The sequence below is a fragment of the Bartonella sp. JB63 genome (genome assembly GCF_002022665.1).
In the GTDB taxonomy this organism is placed as follows: Bacteria; Pseudomonadota; Alphaproteobacteria; order Rhizobiales; family Rhizobiaceae; genus Bartonella.
Map to the genome: position 1 here is coordinate 941790 of NZ_CP019788.1, position 16634 is coordinate 958423.

Genomic DNA, 16634 nt, shown 5'->3' on the forward strand with positions numbered 1-16634 from the left:
TAATCACATCCAAAACAAAATGATATGATTTTCCTATTATCTTTAATAAACACTTAAAAACTTAAGTTACACTCAAAAAGATTCTAGACTGTTACATAAAACAACTTTTTATAAATCCTTCCTCTTTAACTGCATAACAAGAGAAACAAAAGTCTCCCCACGTACTTCATAATTCTTAAATTGATCATAACTTGCACAAGCTGGAGAAAACAAAATTACAGCGTCCTGCGTTACATCACAGGTTGCATCACTGGTCGCTTCGCGGACTGCATTTTCTAAAGTTAGACTCATCGAAAAAGGAAAAGAAGAACCAATAATGCGCGCAAAATTTTCTGCTGCAGTACCAATTAAATACGCTTTACGAATTTTATAAAAAAATCCTTTAAGAGCATCAATCCCACCTTCTTTTGCCTGTCCTCCAACAATCCAAAAAATATTGTTAAAAGTAGCAAGTGCAGAAGCAGACGCCTCTGCATTGGTAGCTTTACTATCATTAATAAACAAAATAGATCCAATCTTACACACCTGCTGCATTCGATGTGGAAGCCCTAAATAACTTGTTAAATGCTCTTCTATATCTAAGGTAGTAATTTTTAACATCTGCAAAGTTGCTAGAGCCATAAGAGCATTTCCCGCATTATGGTTTCCACGTAACGAAGTCATATTAGTCAAATCCGCAAGCAGATGACGATAACCATGACGAACAGAAAAAAGCTTTGTTCCTTCTACATAAAAACCATTTTTAATAAAACGCTCTTTAGAAACCGGCTCAATCTGATAACCTTCATCAAAGAGCTTTTGATATAAAGCACGACAAGCTAAACTATCAAATGAAATAAGAGCACGAGAAGCTTTAGAAATAACACGCTCTTTAACCTGTGTATAATGTTCAAAGCTACCATGGCGATCGATATGATCGGGTGTTAAATTCAACAAAAGACCAACAGTTGGCTGAAGAGATGGAGCTAATTCTATTTGAAATGATGAACATTCAATAACATAAATACGTTTTTTAACAAACGGTTTAAGCTTTAATATTGCTGTTCCAATATTTCCCCCTGTTTGCACATCATAACCCATTTTTTCTAAAAGATGGGAAAGTAAAGCAGTCGTTGTTGATTTACCATTTGTACCCGTAATAGCAATAAACGGAACATCCCAATCACAAAAACCATGTTGCTGTAAAAAAAGATTGCGAGCACGAACAAATAGCTCAATATCACCAATAATTTCTATATTTTCTTGACGTGCTTTTTCAACAACCCAATGTGGTCTTGGGTAAGTTAAAGGTATTCCAGGGGTTAAAATCAATGCAACAAATTCTGACCAATCCTCATGATATAAATTCTTTGTCGGAATGTTTTCCTTACAAGCAGCTTCCACACTAGAAAAATTATCATCCCAAGCAACTACTTCTGTACCACAAGAAATCAAAACTTTTGCTGTAGCTATTCCTGATTGCCCCAATCCAAATACAGCAACTTTTTGGCCTTTATAACACTCAACAGAAATCAAGATTTCACCTCAATTTAAGTGTTGAAAGACCGATCAACGCTAAGACAATTGCAATAATCCAAAAGCGTATCACGATCTGACTTTCTGTCCAACCTTTTTTCTCGAAATGATGATGTATCGGTGCCATAAGGAATACACGTTTTTTCGTTAGTTTGAACCAACCTACCTGAATAATAACTGACATCGCTTCTAAGACAAAAAGTCCGCCGATAACAGCTAAAACAATTTCATGCTTCGTTGCGACAGCAACAAGTCCTAATAATCCTCCAAGAGCCAAAGAGCCGGTATCTCCCATAAAAATAGCCGCTGGGGGTGCATTAAACCATAAAAAACCAAGACCAGCACCAAAAACTGCTCCGAGTAAAACAGCTAACTCACCTGTGCCCGCCACATAATGAATTTGTAAATAATCAGCAAAATTCACATTACCAGCAAGATAAGCAATCAATGCAAAAGATAAAGAGACAATCATTACGGGAACAATAGCAAGCCCATCAAGACCATCTGCCAAATTAACAGCATTACCCGTACCTACAATAACACAAGCGGTAAAAGGAATAAAAAACCAACTCAAATTAATAAAATAATCCTTTACAAAAGGCAAAGCTAATCCTGGTGAGCCAACTTTTAAAATAATAAAACAGGCAACGACAGCAATTATAAATTCCAAACTTAACCGTGCTTTTCCAGAAAAACCTTTATGTGTTTTCTTTGTCACCTTAAGATAATCATCATAAAAGCCAATCATCCCAAAAGAAAGCATAACAAACAATGACACCCAAAAATAAATATTTAATAAATCGCACCATAAAAATGCCGACACCATAATACCAATTAAAATCATTAATCCACCCATAGTAGGTGTCCCAGCTTTTTTAAAGTGAGTTTGAGGACCATCAGCTCGAATTGGTTGTCCTTGACCCTGCCGACTTTTAAGAAAAGAAATAATACTTGGACCAAACAAAAAAACAATTAAACCTGATGTCAGAATAGCCGCAACAGTTCGGAAAGTAATATACCGAAAAACATTAACACCTGGAATCCAGTCATTAAACAAAGAAAAAAATAGCATCATAGTGAAAAAAACCTAATTAAAATTATAAAGAAATCACTTTATAGCGATCAAGAATTACAGTCACAATATTTGATAAATAAATGCGATGAGATGATTTAATCATAATAAGATCTCCATTCGAAATTTCTGAAAAAACAAGTGGCAAAATTTCTTCAATATTTTCAGCATGATAAACGTTAACATAAGCAGAAAGATCATTGGCTAAAAACTTCATTTCTTTGCCAACCAAAAAAACCAAATGAGCACCAGAAACACATATAGGTTCCAGCAAATCACGATGTAATTTTTCACTGTGATTGCCTAATTCAAGCATATCACCCAAAATAGCAATTCGTCTCCCACTTACACCTATTGGTCCTGTCGCAAGAAGATCAAGAGCAGCACGCATAGAAGCAGGATTAGCATTATAACTTTCATCAATTAAATGAAACACACCACCATTTGGTAAAGATAGTTTATAAAGAGCTCCACGCCCTTTTTTAAGAGAAAAGCGACCTAAAGCAAGCGTAACATATGCTAAATCAGCACCAACCGCATCACAAGCAGCAAGAACACTTAAACCGTTTTGTACCATATGTTGGCCAGGTGCACCAATTTTAATCATTATATCTTTCTGATCAAGATGTACAATCATACAAGAGCAATTTTCTAAAAGACGAACCTCCTTCGCTTGATAATCAGCGCAATTAGATTGACCAAAACTTCGAATTTCATTCACACCACATTGTTTTGCTTTTTGAAGCAAATAAGAAAAAAAATGATCATCTGCATTTAAAAGAGCTATTCCGTCTTTGTCTAATCCTTCAAAAATTTCAGCCTTTGCATCTGCTATTTCTTCAAGATTTTTGAAAAATTCCATATGCCCAGCTGCAATACGAGTAATTAATACCACATGCGGACGAACCAAATTCACCAAAGGACGAATTTCATCTTTATGATTCATACCAATTTCAAAGATACCATAATCACTATCTATAGGCATTCGCGCCAAAGTTAGTGGAACACCCCAGCAATTATTAAAAGAAGCAAGATTAGCATGAACCTTTCCAACAGTCTCAAGTGCTTGTTTAAGAGCTTCTTTTGTTGTCGTTTTCCCTACAGAACCTGTAATAGCTATAATTTTAGCTTTTGAACGTTTACGCGCTGCTTGCGCAAGATTTTCTAATGCTCGCAAAACATCAGGAACAACAATCATTGGAGCATCTATTTTTTTCACTTCATCCAAACGATTCTCTGCAACAACTAAAACTCCAGCGCCTTGTGCGTAAGCATGTGCAGCAAAATCATGACCATCAAGATTATGCCCTTTAATACAGAAAAAAACATCACCTTTTATAAGAGTTCGGCTATCAATAGAAATCCCAGGAAAAATTTCTGGTAAACATCCAACTGTAAAACCATTCATCGCAGAAATGAGTGCCTGCTTATCCCATAAAGCTATCATTTTTTAGTTCCTTTAAAGCAGCAATCACTTTCAAACGATCTGAAAAAGGATATGTTTTTTTCCCTATAATTTGTCCATTCTCGTGACCTTTTCCTGCAATAATTAATGTATCTCCAGCTTTCAGCAATCCCACCGCATAATAAATTGCTTCACCGCGATCCGCTATTTCTATTGCTTCCGGTATTGCTTGTAAAATATCTTTTCGAATTTTCTCCGGAGCTTCTGTGCGAGGGTTATCATCCGTTACAATCACAATATCAGCTGTATTTCCTGCAATTTTTCCCATCAAAGCTCTTTTTCCTTGATCGCGATCACCACCACAACCAAAAACAAGAATCAAACGTCCTTGTGTAAAAGGACGAACAGAAAGTAATACCTGCTCTAAAGCCTCTGGCTTATGCGCATAATCAACGTAAACAGGAGCACCATCTTCCGTTTCTCCAATCAATTCTAACCGACCAGGTGCTCCTTGTAACTTTTCAAGAGAGCGAAAAACCATATCTGGAGGTGCATGTGTTGCAATGGCCAAACCTGCAGCTATAAGTGCATTAGCTACTTGAAAATCCCCAGCAAGATGCAAATCAAATGTATAAATATTATTTCCCATCTGGCATTCGACACATTGTTTTAATTGTTGATTTTCAACACGATTAAGTGTGATGAATTTTCCTGTACGTCCAATTGTCAAAATTGGTCGGTGAGCTTGTATAACAACATCGATAACCTTTTGTGAGTAAATATCATCTGCAAAAATAAGAGCAGGTGCATCTTGTGGTAAAAGCGTATCAAATAATCTCATCTTAGCATAAAAATAATCCTCTATGCACTTGTGATAATCCATATGATCACGCCCTAAATTAGTAAAAGCAGCCGCAGCTAAACGCACTCCATCAATCCGACATTGATCAAGTCCATGTGAAGAAGCTTCAAGAGCTGCATGTGTAACACCTTCATTGGCAAATTCACATAATAAACGCTGCAATATCACTGGATCAGGTGTGGTTAGAGAACCAAGATCTTGACGTTTAGGGGAAACAACACCCACTGTTCCTATACTAGCAGCGCAAAAACCAACATATTTCCAAATTTGCCGAACAAAAGATACAACCGATGTCTTACCGCTTGTACCTGTAACAGCCACTATTGTTTCAGGTTGAGAATCATAAAAACGGGCGGCAGCTATAGCTAAACTATGGCGCACATCCAAAACACGGACAACGGGAACAAGTGAATTCTCAAAAACAAAATCATGATCTGTAACGATTACCCGTGCACCACGCTTTACAGCATCATTTACATACTCTCTGCCATCCTTTTGATTTCCCTTAAGCGCCACAAAAACATAACCTGGCAATATTTGACGAGAATCGGCGCTTATCCCTGTAATTTCAATTGATGCAAGATAATTATCTTTAATACACTCTATAAATAATTCTCCAAGCAACATAATTATTTACCTTTATATTAATTTTCTACTACCGTTTTCGATAGTCAAAAATCGCTTTTTGTTCTTATAATTGGTTCATATTCTTTCCTAAAATCCGGTTCTACTCCAAGAAAAATAGCCGAACGACGAATAATGTTTGCAAGCATTGGTGCTGCATTCATCGCTGCTGTTGCTGAATGTTTTTTATCTTCAGGTTTAGGTTCATCAATGATTGTTAAGACAATATAAGACGGATTATCTATAGGAAAAGCAGCCAAAAAACTATTAAAGTTTTTTTCCTTAGAATATTTCCCCTTTTCAACTTTTTCAGATGTTCCTGTCTTACCACCAATACGATAACCCACCACCTTCGCATTACGACCCGAACCAATATCGCTATTCAATTTATAAAGATAACGCATATCCTGACTTGTTTGAGGATGGAGAACCTGTTTGGCATGTTTCAAAGCCTCTTCTTTAGAGCGTTTTAAAAACGTAGGGTCAATCAACAAACCACCATTCATTAAAGCGGCAGCAGCTACCGCCGTTTGCAATGGCGTTGTTGCAATACCATGTCCAAAAGAAATCGTCATGGAATTGATATCCTTCCAATAACGAGGATAAATTGGTTGGGCAACTTCAGGTAATTCTGTTAACATACGATCAAGTAAACCAAGGCGTTTTAAAAAATTGCGATGTCCATCTACTCCTATTGCTAAAGCCTCTTTGGCAGAACCAATATTAGAAGAATAAATAAAAACTTCCCATAATGTTAAAGGGCGATTTTTCCCATGAAAATCACGAATAAAATGATTGCGACTTGCCTGAATTGGTTGAGAAGCGTCAATAATACTATTTAAATGCAAAAGACCTGAATCAAGTGCCATTGCAGTAGTAAAACTTTTGATAATTGACCCCATTTCAAAAGTTCCAGCTGTCATCCGATTAAAGCGATCACTTTTAAGAGCATCAACAGGATTCGCAGGAGAAAAATCAGGCACAGAGGCCATAGCTAAAATTTCACTGGTATGAATATTTAGAATAACAGCTCCTGCAGCAATTGCTTTATAACGTTTCATGGCTTCCATCAGTTCAGCATGTACGATTGCCTGAACACGTACATCAATCGAAAGTTGCACTGGCTTCAATGATTCCTCACTTGCAAGACCAGTCGCACGAAGAATACTCAAACCATTATCATCAATATATTTTTCCATGCCAGCTAGGCCTTGATTATCAACATTAACCATGCCAAGAATATGTGGAGCTATAGATCCACTTGGATAAAAACGACGTATTTCGGTACGAAAACCAATACCTGGAATGCCGAGTTCCATAATTTGTGCCTTTTGCGTTGGAGTTAACCCACGTTGAATCCAAGAAAAACCTGTATTTTTTTTAAACGTTTATAAACTTCCTGCCAATTGAGTTTTGGCAAAACTGTCGAGATCAATTCGACCGTTTCATCCACATCAATAATGCGACGTGGTTCAGCAAAAAGAGAATAGGTTGTAATATCTTTTGCTAATAAACGGCCATTGCGATCAATAATATCAGGTCGAGAAGCTAATTGTACCATTATCGGTCCTTTTGCTTCTTCAATTTGGCCACCTTTAAGCCCATAGGAAATAAGACACCCTCCTATAAGTCCGTAAAGAAAAATAAAACACAATAAAGAAAAAACCAAGCGTGAACGGTTAAAATATGGTTGGCACATAGAAGGAATTAGAGGATTCAATTGACTACTTAAATAATTTTTCTTTCGTGAAAACGGAAATGATAATTGCATCACCGTCCACCTTTTTGAACAAAACTATTTCTATGAGCACTACGATTCTCAACTAAAAAAGCTTTATCATCTTCAAAAGTATTCTGCTTAATCAATTCTTCAATTTTATCCTTCAAACGCATTGGAATATCTTTTAATTTTACAACTTGACGTGGTTGTATTAGCTCCAAGTTCAGTTCTTTTTGGTAACGTTCTGCAAGTTTTTTCATTCGTGAAGGCTCAATCATTAAAGCCCATTCAGTATGGAGCAAATTAACCATATTTTTTTCGGCTGCAATTTCTCGCTCAATACGATGCAATTCACCAATTTGTTTTTGGACATCATATTTAATCTTATAAGTAAGACCTGCCATACAGATCATAACGACTACTAAAATCACATCTAATGTGCGAAAAATTATCATTTCTTACTGCCTTCAAAACGAGCAATTTCTGCCAAGCGAAATAATTTCATATCCGCTGCAACAGCAGCTTCTTGAGTCCGTATACCAATACGTAACCTCGCAGAACGTGCACGAGGATTTTGCTGTAATTCTTCTTGTGTCGCAGTTTTTACACCTTTAAACAAAGGAACAAAGGTCGCTGGAACTGATTTTATTTCAGGAAGATAACGTGATCTCTTTCTATGACCCGAGCGAGCAGATAAAAATTTTTTTACCATGCGATCTTCAAGCGAATGAAAGCTAACAACTGCCAAACGGCCTTCTGCTTTTAAAACGCGCTCAGCAGCGAATAAACCACATGCAAGTTCGCCAAGCTCATTATTAACATAAATGCGCAGTGCTTGAAATACACGCGTTGCAGGATGAATATGATCACCTGGTTTGCGCCCTATTAAAGTTTCGATAGCATGAGCAAGATCAATTGTACGTAAAAAAGGACGTACACAACGACGTTTATCAATCATCCGTGCAATTCGACCTGCGTAACGCTCTTCCCCTAACGTCTTAAACAGTTGCGCCAAATCATCTACCTTTAAATAATTAACAACATCAGCTGCTGTAAAACCGGTCTGTGCCATTCGCATATCTAATGGACCATCTTTTTGAAAAGAAAAACCACGTTTGGCTTCATCAAGCTGCATAGAAGAAACACCTATATCAAGAATAACTGCGTCTACCTGCTCTTTCACCACGCGATCCAACTGTGAAAACTTTGCTTGAACTAAATGAAGACGTGGAAAAAATTGATCAACAAGTGCTTGTCCCTCACGAATTGCATGAGGATCATGATCAAGCGCAATAACTTCTGCACCTGCATTCAATAGAGCACGCGAATAACCACCAGCACCAAAGGTGCCATCAATTACTCTCGCTCCAGCTAATGGTGCAATTCCAGCTAATACCGACTGCAACAATACTGGAATATGGCGTTCAACTCCACTATCCTGCCTTATCAAATAACCCATCTTGACTTATGTTTTTCAAATCAATAGCCATCAATGGCATATGACATTATCATAACTAAAACTTTAATTCTTGTCCTTACTACGAAGTAGTCAATCAAATTAAAGCTGAATCACTAAACACATTGTCTCATTAATACTTAAAGAAATGTTATAATTTTTAAAAAACGCTTTATTTTTAAACGTAAAAACTCCAAAAAATATGCATTTCTATAAATAATGTATATGAAATTCTTTATTATATAGAAAATATCAGTCGGCCTATAAGCCGGGTTCTGTTAGTAAAGTTTACTCTTTACATGGCAACCATTCATCTAGGACGGATGTTACCATCCGCCTCATGCAACCCACCCAAATGACTCGCCTGGAAACTGGCTGCAAGTCAAACCTTGCACATCATTTCTATTCGGTCTTGCTCCCGATGGGGTTTACCTTGCCACACTCATTACTGAGTGCGCGGTGGGCTCTTACCCCACCCTTTCACCCTTACCTATAAAAATAGGCGGTTTGCTTTCTGTGGCACTTTCCCTAGGGTCACCCCCGCCGGGCGTTACCCGGCATCGTTTTTCCATGGAGCCCGGACTTTCCTCACCTATCACTTTTTAGCATTGGACACGCGCGGTTGCCCAGCCGACTGACTTCATTATCTATACAATATTTTTCAAAAAGTGAAAATAGTAACCAAAAGATATTTTATAAGTCTTATCAAGATAAGTTAATCGGTTACAAAACACATTACCTTCTCAATGAAGCTAAATACGTTTTAACTTTTGAGCAATATCTTGCAGAAACAGAATTCATTTTTTTTGCAGAATGACCTGCATTATATTTAAGAACTGTACGGCATGTATCTCCCCTACTTAATTCATGTGCCCGAGCCAAATAACGCATACCATATTCAAGATTGATTGCAGGTTCATAAAGATCTTTTACAGGACCATTAAAACCCAGCCATCGCGCAGTAGAAGGTTTAATTTGCATTAATCCTATTTCACCAGAAGAACCTTTTGTGCGTGCATTATAACTACTCTCAACATTGATAACAGCATGTGCCAAATTAATAGGAACTTTATGTTTAATCGCAATTTTTTGAATGAGACCCTCATAAGGACGCACAGATAGCTTAGAAGAAGTAAATACTGAACTCTTACTTGAATCTACAATATTCATTCCTGCAAAAGCTATATTGATATTTAACATAAAAAATACAGCAAATGCTGTACTTAAAAAGATTTTCAAGAACTGCATTCTTTCTCTCTTCACTAATACATTTGTAATCCTAACCATAATGATCTTGAAAATGTATTTTATTGAATAAAAAAAGCCAAAAAACGTCATAAAAATGAAAATATTAAGATAATTTCAAGATATTTATAATATCAGAGAATAACTCTTCAAAATTTTGATTATATTTTTTTATTTTATACAGAAAAAAACTAATAAAAATTTATAATATAGTGAAAAATATAATGCATTTATCATTCATATATTACGATGAGAAATTTTAAGTAGAAAAAATTTTATCACTTTCAATACAATATTATCAAAATTCTATTAATATTAAATTAATAATTCTATCGTATCAATGTAAGCTTAAATACTTGCATTTAATACCTTTTTAACTGTCATCACATAATAGTTTGAAAACGACTATCTGTTATATTCAATAACTAAAGCATGTTAAAAACCTAATGCTCAGAAATTACTCATTATAATCAATACTTTAAATATACATTTACACAAAAATGTGATTGAATTTCATTTTCAAAAAAACAATATATGACTTTTATATATTATTTCTAAAACAGAAGATATTAAATTATAATTTAAAAAATTATTGTGATTTAGATGCAATTTAATATTTTTATATGTTGTAATTTTTAGGATTAAAAATGATAAAATTCTGTTGGCATAATGTTATCGTAGTTTTTTTACTTATCTTTATAACTAGTTTATTAACCTATTACTTTTTATTTAATAGGATGATTGTTTCTCAACAGATTAATACAACAAAAGACATGCAGTCAAAAGAAGCAATATCTCTCCCGAAAGTTACAATGAGCGTTTCTAAAATGAATGACCGACAAAAACAAAAAATTGTTTATCAAGCACACAAAGATGCAATTGCTTCTGCTCTTGCAAGCGGTCAAAATAATGAGCAAGCGCAAAAATTTGCAGCAATCGTGATCAGAGCTATATCAGAATAAATTCCACGTCTTTCTATTGTAAACTCTTATTAATCATTTTTTATAATTTTAAGACAATTATATGTTTGTAAATGGTTTTACTGTCCCGTCGCATTTTTCACTCATCTTCAAAATAATAGTGAAGAAGTGTACTCAAGATTTTAATTTTTATATTAAGAAGTACAATCAAAATAGGACATGTACTAAATACTCAAAACCCATATTCTATGTTTCCTTTCCTTCTAGAGATGAAGTTCATTCAATAACCTTTTTTGCTCCGATTACCTTCTAAGGTATCATATCTTCTCTCAAGATTTCATATTACTCACATCAGATAAATTTATTTATTTTTCCTTTTTGTATGCCCTGAGTACGATGATCTATAAGAAAAACAAGCCATCCACTGAAAAATATTGAATTCTTATATAGCATTTAAGCCTCTTCTATTCTTTCGTGAAATCAAAACTAACCTTGTAGAGATACTTTGATATGGATCTATAGCTTGTTGCGCTTAATCAATGTGATGGCCTTATTATGCTCACGACAGCTCTCAAATGTTCTAATGAAAAACAAAATTATAGAACACATATATTTAAAAAAAACCCGACTGAAGAAACACTTCAGCCGGGTCAGACAATCTAAGGGATCCACGCGGGGGGGGGGAATAGGTTCCCTGACTGTCTGCTTGCATCACCTATTAAGGTGAATAACACAGTGCTTTTATATTAAATAAAATATTTTAAACAACAAGAAATTCTTGTGATCGTTTATAAAAAAATGCAAAAAAAACTACAATTCTTATAAAAATGAAAAAAATAAGGCAAAAAACATTCAAAAATGATCCAATTTAGAGCAAATCTATTTTAATTAGCTGTTATCAGATTCCTTATAACAATCTTAATTTTTATTAAAATCTCATCAAAATATTATCACAATTTATAATTGTTCCCAACAGCTTTCAAACCAGTAATAGGTTTCAATGAACTACCGATCAATACACACATACTTTCCTCCTATAGAATTATAAAATGGCAAATACCTAGATATGAAATTGCTATATAATAGGAAATATCACATACACTTAACGATGAACACGCTACAAAAATTATCCTCATTTCCGTGAAAATACACTTGAATTATATACTCTATCTTTCTAAGCTCTAAGTTACTGATACTATAACCCTAAAATAAAATGTTGTAATAAAAACGCTAACCATTCAATGGTCAATTATAAAGTACCATTTTTATGTTATCTATAAAATGAAAATAACAAAGCAGTGTAAAAACTAAACTTATGACAATACGAAGAAAACGGATAATTTCTAAAGAATTAATAGCTCTTATCCCACAAGTTCCATATCTTGATAGCCAATATATTTCCACCGCTGCTGCACGAACCTCGATGAAATACCTTCCTCCTTCCATTGCAGTTTGGTTAGCAACAATTGCTCATATACGCCATCAGCATACAGAATACGACAATTTACTTTGTGAAGATTATGATCGGGATTCGGCACTCTTTTTTGTCTTTGATGCAATTAACAAAAAACTTATCGAATGGGGTTCAAATCGCCTTTTGAAACGTGAAGAAAATATAGATGACATCAGTATCTACTTAGTATCACTTCAAAACAAATAGTCTTAACGTATAAGAGGTTTATAATTGACACGCCTAAAATTAATAGAGTCTGGTCCAAGACGACTAACCTTATCTACTTCGTATTCAGAAAAATTACCTTCAAACCATTCCACATGACCATTCCCCTCAAAGGCCAAAATATGTGTTGCCAATCGATCAAGAAACATACGATCGTGCGATATAATAACTGCACAACCAGCAAAGTTCTCTAACGCATCTTCTAACGCACCCAATGTTTCTGTATCAAGATCATTTGTTGGCTCATCAAGAAAAAGAACATTTCCTCCTGCTTTCAAAATCTTAGCTAAATGCACGCGATTGCGCTGTCCTCCTGATAACTGTACCACTTTCTGCTGTTGATCTGTACCTTTAAAATTAAAAGCACTGCAATAAGCACGACTATTCACTTCATATTTGCCTAACTTAATGATGTCATTCCCACCGGAAATTTCTTCCCAAACAGTTTTATTATCTGCCAATGTATCACGACTCTGGTCAACATAACTCACCTGAACTGTTTCTCCAATACGTATCTTTCCTGAATCTGGCTTTTCTTGCCCAGTCAGCATTTTAAACAAGGTAGATTTTCCCATACCATTAGGACCAATAACTCCAATAATACCACCTGCAGGCAACTTAAAAGAAAGAGAATCAATCAATACACGATCACCATATGCTTTTGACAGATTATCAACTTCAATAACAACCTGTCCTAATCTTTCACCAATAGGAATAATAATTTGTGCATCCCCTGGACGACGCTCATGCGATGCCTGAACCAATGCATCATAAGCCTTAATGCGGGCTTTCGACTTTGCTTGACGCGCCTTCGGACTAGAAGTTATCCACTCTTTTTCGCGTGATAATGTACGCTGACGAGCAACTTCCTCACGACTTTCTTGTGCTATACGTTTAGCTTTAGCATCCAAATAAGCAGAATAATTGCCCTGATAAGGTATTCCTTTACCGCGATCTAATTCTAAAATCCAACCTGTTACATTGTCAAGAAAGTAACGATCATGGGTAATTAAAAGCACTGCTCCTGGATATTCACGTAAATGCCTTTCAAGCCAAGCCGTTGTCTCAGCGTCCAAATGATTTGTCGGTTCATCCAAAAGCAATAAATCGGGTTTCGATAAAAGCAATTTACAAAGTGCAACACGTCGCTTTTCACCTCCTGAGAGTTTTGTCACATCTTTATCCCCTGATGGACAACCAAGAGCAGCCATAGCCATTTCTACTTGGCTTTCTAAATCCCAAAGATTCTGACTATCGATAACATCCTGAAGTCGAGCAGCTTCATCAGCTGTCTCATTACTATAATTCATCATTAATTCATTATAACGATCTACAATTGCTTGCTTATCGGCAAGCCCTTCCATCACATTTCCACGTACATCTTTACTTGTATTAAGAACAGGTTCTTGCGGAAGATAGTCACAACGTGCTCCGTCAGCAAGCCATGCTTCTCCAGTATATTCTTTATCTAATCCAGCCATAATACGTAAAATAGTTGATTTACCAGCACCATTTGGACCTAAAATACCGATTTTCGCATCTGGATAAAAAGACAGATGGATATTTTCTAAAATTTTCTTATTGCCATAAGCCTTATTAAGCCCAGCCATATGATAGATAAATTGACGTGCCATAAATTTCTCTTTAAGATCGTCGATATATTATGAAAATACTATTTCACTTTTCCTAATTTTTGCCAAAGGGTAGCATTTAATTATTGCCTTAACAACTCTTTGCTCTATAATTGATATATTTTTCCTGATCTCACAACCCCTACTGCGACTATAAATGCAAAAAAACATTCCTTTGAAGAGAAAAAAGCAAATACTTTTAACTATACCTGAGACATGCTATCAAAAATCATTTCTTTTTTCTATACCAAATCTGAAATTGCATTTTTACCGTATCAAACCAGCCTATCAATGCAATATAGAACCACAAAATAAATCTATCCTTTATGCTCCTTCTTTCCTTATACTATGGGCTATACAGTATGCCGTAGAAAATCCTCATCTCTTTTCGTTACTCTTGTGTCATAAACCAAAATGGTATTCACCTTCTCTTTTTATGTGGTACAAACTATGTTTAAAAAACGAACGTCGTCTTATGGGATCTGATGTCCAAAGCCCTATGATTACCAAGGCTCTGCGCAAACATATAGCGGTGACTGACTACTATTCTCTTCCCATTAGCAAATGGTTAAAATTGACGCAAAATTATCAAAATTATCGTAAAGATTTATCTATTCCTCTCTTTTGGCTTGATAATGATAAAATGAGTACTGACATTCATGAGATTCTTTCAAGACTTCAAGATGAAACATAATCTTTAAAAAAAACAAAAAAGCAAACCATCCACAAACTTACTGGAATAAACTTATGAAAAAACAAGCCTTAATTGTCATGGATATTCAAAATGATTTTTTACCAGGCGGAGCGCTTGCAATACCAGAAAGTGATGCTATTCTCCCTACTGTCAATAACCTTATATCCCATTTTGATCATGTTATTTTAACCCAAGATTGGCATCCAAAAAGCCACTGTAGCTTTGCCTCTTTTCATCTTGAGAAAGCTCCTTATGACACTGTTAAACTTAACTATGGTCTTCAAATACTTTGGCCTAATCATTGTGTACAAGGAACAAAAGGAGCAGAATTTCATACATCTCTCAAAGTTGAAAAAGCACAACTTATCCTTCGAAAAGGATATAATAAGGAAATTGATAGTTATTCCGCCTTCTTTGAAAGTGACCAGAAAACACCAACAGGTTTACATGGTTATCTCAAAGAACATAATTTTACAACATTAGTCATGTGTGGCTTGGCAACTGACTTCTGTGTTGGATTTTCTGCACTCCATGCTGTAAAATGCGGTTTTAAAGTCAATGTTTTGTTGAACGCTTGTGCTGGTATTGATTTAAACGGATCACTTAATACAATGCTCAAAGCTATGAATGAAGCCGGTGTAGAATTATTGATGGTCTCCTAAACCTCCTTCCTAACTACTATAATAGCAATCAAAAAGTCCTCATATTCTCATTATTATTGAAATGTAATATGTTCATCTGAGTGATTAGATCTAAAACGAATAGAGGAATAAAACGCCATCCCAATAATACATACACCAATTAGCCCTGTTAATGCCTCAGGGATCGGCATAACAATTTGCATATACATAGTTACAGCCAAAACCAAAATTGCATAAAAAGCACCATGCTCTAGATAGCGATAATGCAATAAGGTTCCTGTTTCAAACAACATAATCGTCATGGCTCGCACGTAAAATGCACCAATACCAAGACCAATAGCAATGATAAAAAGATTATGAGAAAATGCAAAAGCACCTACAACACCATCAAACGAAAAACTAGAATCTAGAATTTCTAAATAAAGAAATGAACCTACTCCTCCTTTAGAGACTCCAATCAAAGTATTTTTTTGAGAATCCAAAAGTGAACAAATTGCTTCGACAATCAAAAATGTCAAAAGCCCAAATAACATTGCTAATAAAACAATTAACTTATTTTCTGCCACAATCTGTCTTGAAAAAAATAACATGAGCATCAAAACAACTATAATATCAATTTTCACAAATGAACCGAGTTTTTGGGCTGGCTTTTCTATAAAAACGAGCCAGTGTATTTTTTTTTCAGAATCAAAAAAATATTTTAAACCAACCATTATAAGGAAAGTTCCACCAAAAGCTGCAATAGTGTTATGAGCATCTGTTAAAATTGCAGCATATTGATGGGGATCCCATATTGCCAATTTGAATGCAGCAATTGGATTAATCCAAGCAGCAACAGCAACTACCAACAATGGAAAAATAATTCGCATACCAAAAACTGCAATCAAAATGCCCCATGTCAAAAAACGACGACGCCATAACTGATTCATTTCTCCAAGAAAACGCACATTAATAATAGAATTATCAAAAGACAAAGAAATTTCTAAAATTCCCAAAACACAGCAAATAAAAAAATATTTAAGACAACCAACAATCGTTCCTGTTTCGAGCCAACCAATAAGGCTACCTAAAAAGATACCAATAATTGTGAAGAAAAAAGCCCATCTAAAATAACCTAATGGGGCCATGATTATTTCTCAAAATCCATCTCTTCAACCTATAATTTATAAAT

Annotated in this window: 13 protein-coding genes, 1 other RNA gene and 1 pseudogene; 4 read left to right on the top strand and 11 right to left on the bottom strand. The window is 35.2% G+C overall.

What is annotated here, in order from left to right:
- Nucleotides 1–108 precede the first annotated feature (108 nt).
- From murD to BJB63x_RS04220, 9 genes and pseudogenes are all read right to left on the bottom strand, one after another.
- On the bottom strand, nucleotides 109–1515 hold the full coding sequence (gene murD, locus BJB63x_RS04180; RefSeq protein ID WP_078719128.1) for a UDP-N-acetylmuramoyl-L-alanine--D-glutamate ligase: 1407 nt from the start codon (nucleotides 1513–1515) through the stop codon (nucleotides 109–111).
- A gap of 4 nt (nucleotides 1516–1519) precedes the next feature.
- Nucleotides 1520–2590 (bottom strand): phospho-N-acetylmuramoyl-pentapeptide-transferase, encoded by a 1071-nt coding sequence (mraY, locus tag BJB63x_RS04185; protein ID WP_078719129.1) that lies wholly within the window; start codon nucleotides 2588–2590, stop codon nucleotides 1520–1522.
- A 22-nt stretch (nucleotides 2591–2612) separates the two neighbouring features.
- Entirely contained in the window at nucleotides 2613–4034 is a 1422-nt protein-coding gene (locus BJB63x_RS04190) for a UDP-N-acetylmuramoylalanyl-D-glutamyl-2,6-diaminopimelate--D-alanyl-D-alanine ligase (protein ID WP_078719130.1), read from the bottom strand.
- Entirely contained in the window at nucleotides 4015–5481 is a 1467-nt protein-coding gene (locus BJB63x_RS04195) for a UDP-N-acetylmuramoyl-L-alanyl-D-glutamate--2,6-diaminopimelate ligase (protein WP_078719131.1), read from the bottom strand. The genes BJB63x_RS04190 and BJB63x_RS04195 overlap by 20 nt, the downstream gene beginning before the upstream one ends.
- 44 nt (nucleotides 5482–5525) lie before the next feature.
- Nucleotides 5526–7249 (bottom strand): annotated as a pseudogene (locus tag BJB63x_RS04200) (peptidoglycan D,D-transpeptidase FtsI family protein).
- Nucleotides 7249–7653 carry a cell division protein FtsL gene (gene ftsL, locus BJB63x_RS04205; RefSeq protein ID WP_078719133.1) on the bottom strand — a complete coding sequence of 135 codons (405 nt, stop codon included), beginning with the start codon at nucleotides 7651–7653 and terminating at the stop codon, nucleotides 7249–7251. The pseudogene BJB63x_RS04200 and the gene ftsL overlap by 1 nt, the downstream one beginning before the upstream one ends.
- Nucleotides 7650–8657: a 16S rRNA (cytosine(1402)-N(4))-methyltransferase RsmH gene (gene rsmH, locus BJB63x_RS04210; protein WP_078719650.1), complete on the bottom strand. Its 1008-nt coding sequence runs from the start codon at nucleotides 8655–8657 to the stop codon at nucleotides 7650–7652. The genes ftsL and rsmH overlap by 4 nt, the downstream gene beginning before the upstream one ends.
- A gap of 245 nt (nucleotides 8658–8902) precedes the next feature.
- Nucleotides 8903–9292, bottom strand: an RNA gene (rnpB, locus tag BJB63x_RS04215) — RNase P RNA component class A.
- 97 nt (nucleotides 9293–9389) lie between these two features.
- The gene (locus BJB63x_RS04220) at nucleotides 9390–9902 is read right to left on the bottom strand and encodes a lytic transglycosylase domain-containing protein (RefSeq protein ID WP_078719134.1); all 513 of its coding nucleotides are present in this window, start codon (nucleotides 9900–9902) and stop codon (nucleotides 9390–9392) included.
- 644 nt (nucleotides 9903–10546) lie between these two features.
- On the opposite strand from BJB63x_RS04220, the gene BJB63x_RS04225 reads away from it, so the two are divergent.
- Complete coding sequence (locus tag BJB63x_RS04225; RefSeq protein ID WP_078719135.1) at nucleotides 10547–10861, top strand: hypothetical protein; 315 nt, start codon at nucleotides 10547–10549, stop codon at nucleotides 10859–10861.
- A gap of 1273 nt (nucleotides 10862–12134) precedes the next feature.
- Nucleotides 12135–12479, top strand: coding sequence for a DUF2293 domain-containing protein (locus BJB63x_RS04230; RefSeq protein WP_078719136.1), 345 nt, complete (start codon nucleotides 12135–12137; stop codon nucleotides 12477–12479).
- Nucleotides 12480–12481: 2 nt separating this feature from the next.
- Here the strand turns inward: BJB63x_RS04230 and ettA are convergent, their stop codons facing one another.
- A complete protein-coding gene (ettA, locus tag BJB63x_RS04235; RefSeq protein WP_078719137.1) occupies nucleotides 12482–14131 on the bottom strand; it encodes an energy-dependent translational throttle protein EttA in 1650 nt (549 codons plus the stop codon).
- Nucleotides 14132–14285: 154 nt separating this feature from the next.
- Between ettA and BJB63x_RS04240 the strand changes: the two genes are divergently transcribed.
- Nucleotides 14286–14822 carry a hypothetical protein gene (locus tag BJB63x_RS04240; protein ID WP_078719138.1) on the top strand — a complete coding sequence of 179 codons (537 nt, stop codon included), beginning with the start codon at nucleotides 14286–14288 and terminating at the stop codon, nucleotides 14820–14822.
- Between the two features lie 53 nt (nucleotides 14823–14875).
- On the top strand, nucleotides 14876–15484 hold the full coding sequence (gene pncA, locus BJB63x_RS04245; RefSeq protein WP_078719139.1) for a bifunctional nicotinamidase/pyrazinamidase: 609 nt from the start codon (nucleotides 14876–14878) through the stop codon (nucleotides 15482–15484).
- Between the two features lie 53 nt (nucleotides 15485–15537).
- On the opposite strand, the gene BJB63x_RS04250 is transcribed toward pncA, so the two are convergent.
- Complete coding sequence (locus tag BJB63x_RS04250; RefSeq protein ID WP_078719140.1) at nucleotides 15538–16590, bottom strand: DUF475 domain-containing protein; 1053 nt, start codon at nucleotides 16588–16590, stop codon at nucleotides 15538–15540.
- Nucleotides 16591–16634 lie beyond the last annotated feature (44 nt).

Bases quoted from the DNA above. Each gene is read 5' to 3' on its own strand.
- BJB63x_RS04225 (WP_078719135.1), top strand. From the start codon at position 10,547: ATGATAAAATTCTGTTGGCATAATGTTATCGTAGTTTTTTTACTTATC.
- rsmH (WP_078719650.1), bottom strand. From the start codon at position 8,657: ATGGGTTATTTGATAAGGCAGGATAGTGGAGTTGAACGCCATATTCCA.
- ftsL (WP_078719133.1), bottom strand. From the start codon at position 7,653: ATGATAATTTTTCGCACATTAGATGTGATTTTAGTAGTCGTTATGATC.
- BJB63x_RS04190 (WP_078719130.1), bottom strand. From the start codon at position 4,034: ATGATAGCTTTATGGGATAAGCAGGCACTCATTTCTGCGATGAATGGT.
- mraY (WP_078719129.1), bottom strand. From the start codon at position 2,590: ATGATGCTATTTTTTTCTTTGTTTAATGACTGGATTCCAGGTGTTAAT.
- BJB63x_RS04250 (WP_078719140.1), bottom strand. From the start codon at position 16,590: ATGGCCCCATTAGGTTATTTTAGATGGGCTTTTTTCTTCACAATTATT.
- pncA (WP_078719139.1), top strand. From the start codon at position 14,876: ATGAAAAAACAAGCCTTAATTGTCATGGATATTCAAAATGATTTTTTA.
- ettA (WP_078719137.1), bottom strand. From the start codon at position 14,131: ATGGCACGTCAATTTATCTATCATATGGCTGGGCTTAATAAGGCTTAT.
- BJB63x_RS04195 (WP_078719131.1), bottom strand. From the start codon at position 5,481: ATGTTGCTTGGAGAATTATTTATAGAGTGTATTAAAGATAATTATCTT.
- BJB63x_RS04230 (WP_078719136.1), top strand. From the start codon at position 12,135: ATGACAATACGAAGAAAACGGATAATTTCTAAAGAATTAATAGCTCTT.
- BJB63x_RS04240 (WP_078719138.1), top strand. From the start codon at position 14,286: ATGCAAAAAAACATTCCTTTGAAGAGAAAAAAGCAAATACTTTTAACT.
- BJB63x_RS04220 (WP_078719134.1), bottom strand. From the start codon at position 9,902: ATGCAGTTCTTGAAAATCTTTTTAAGTACAGCATTTGCTGTATTTTTT.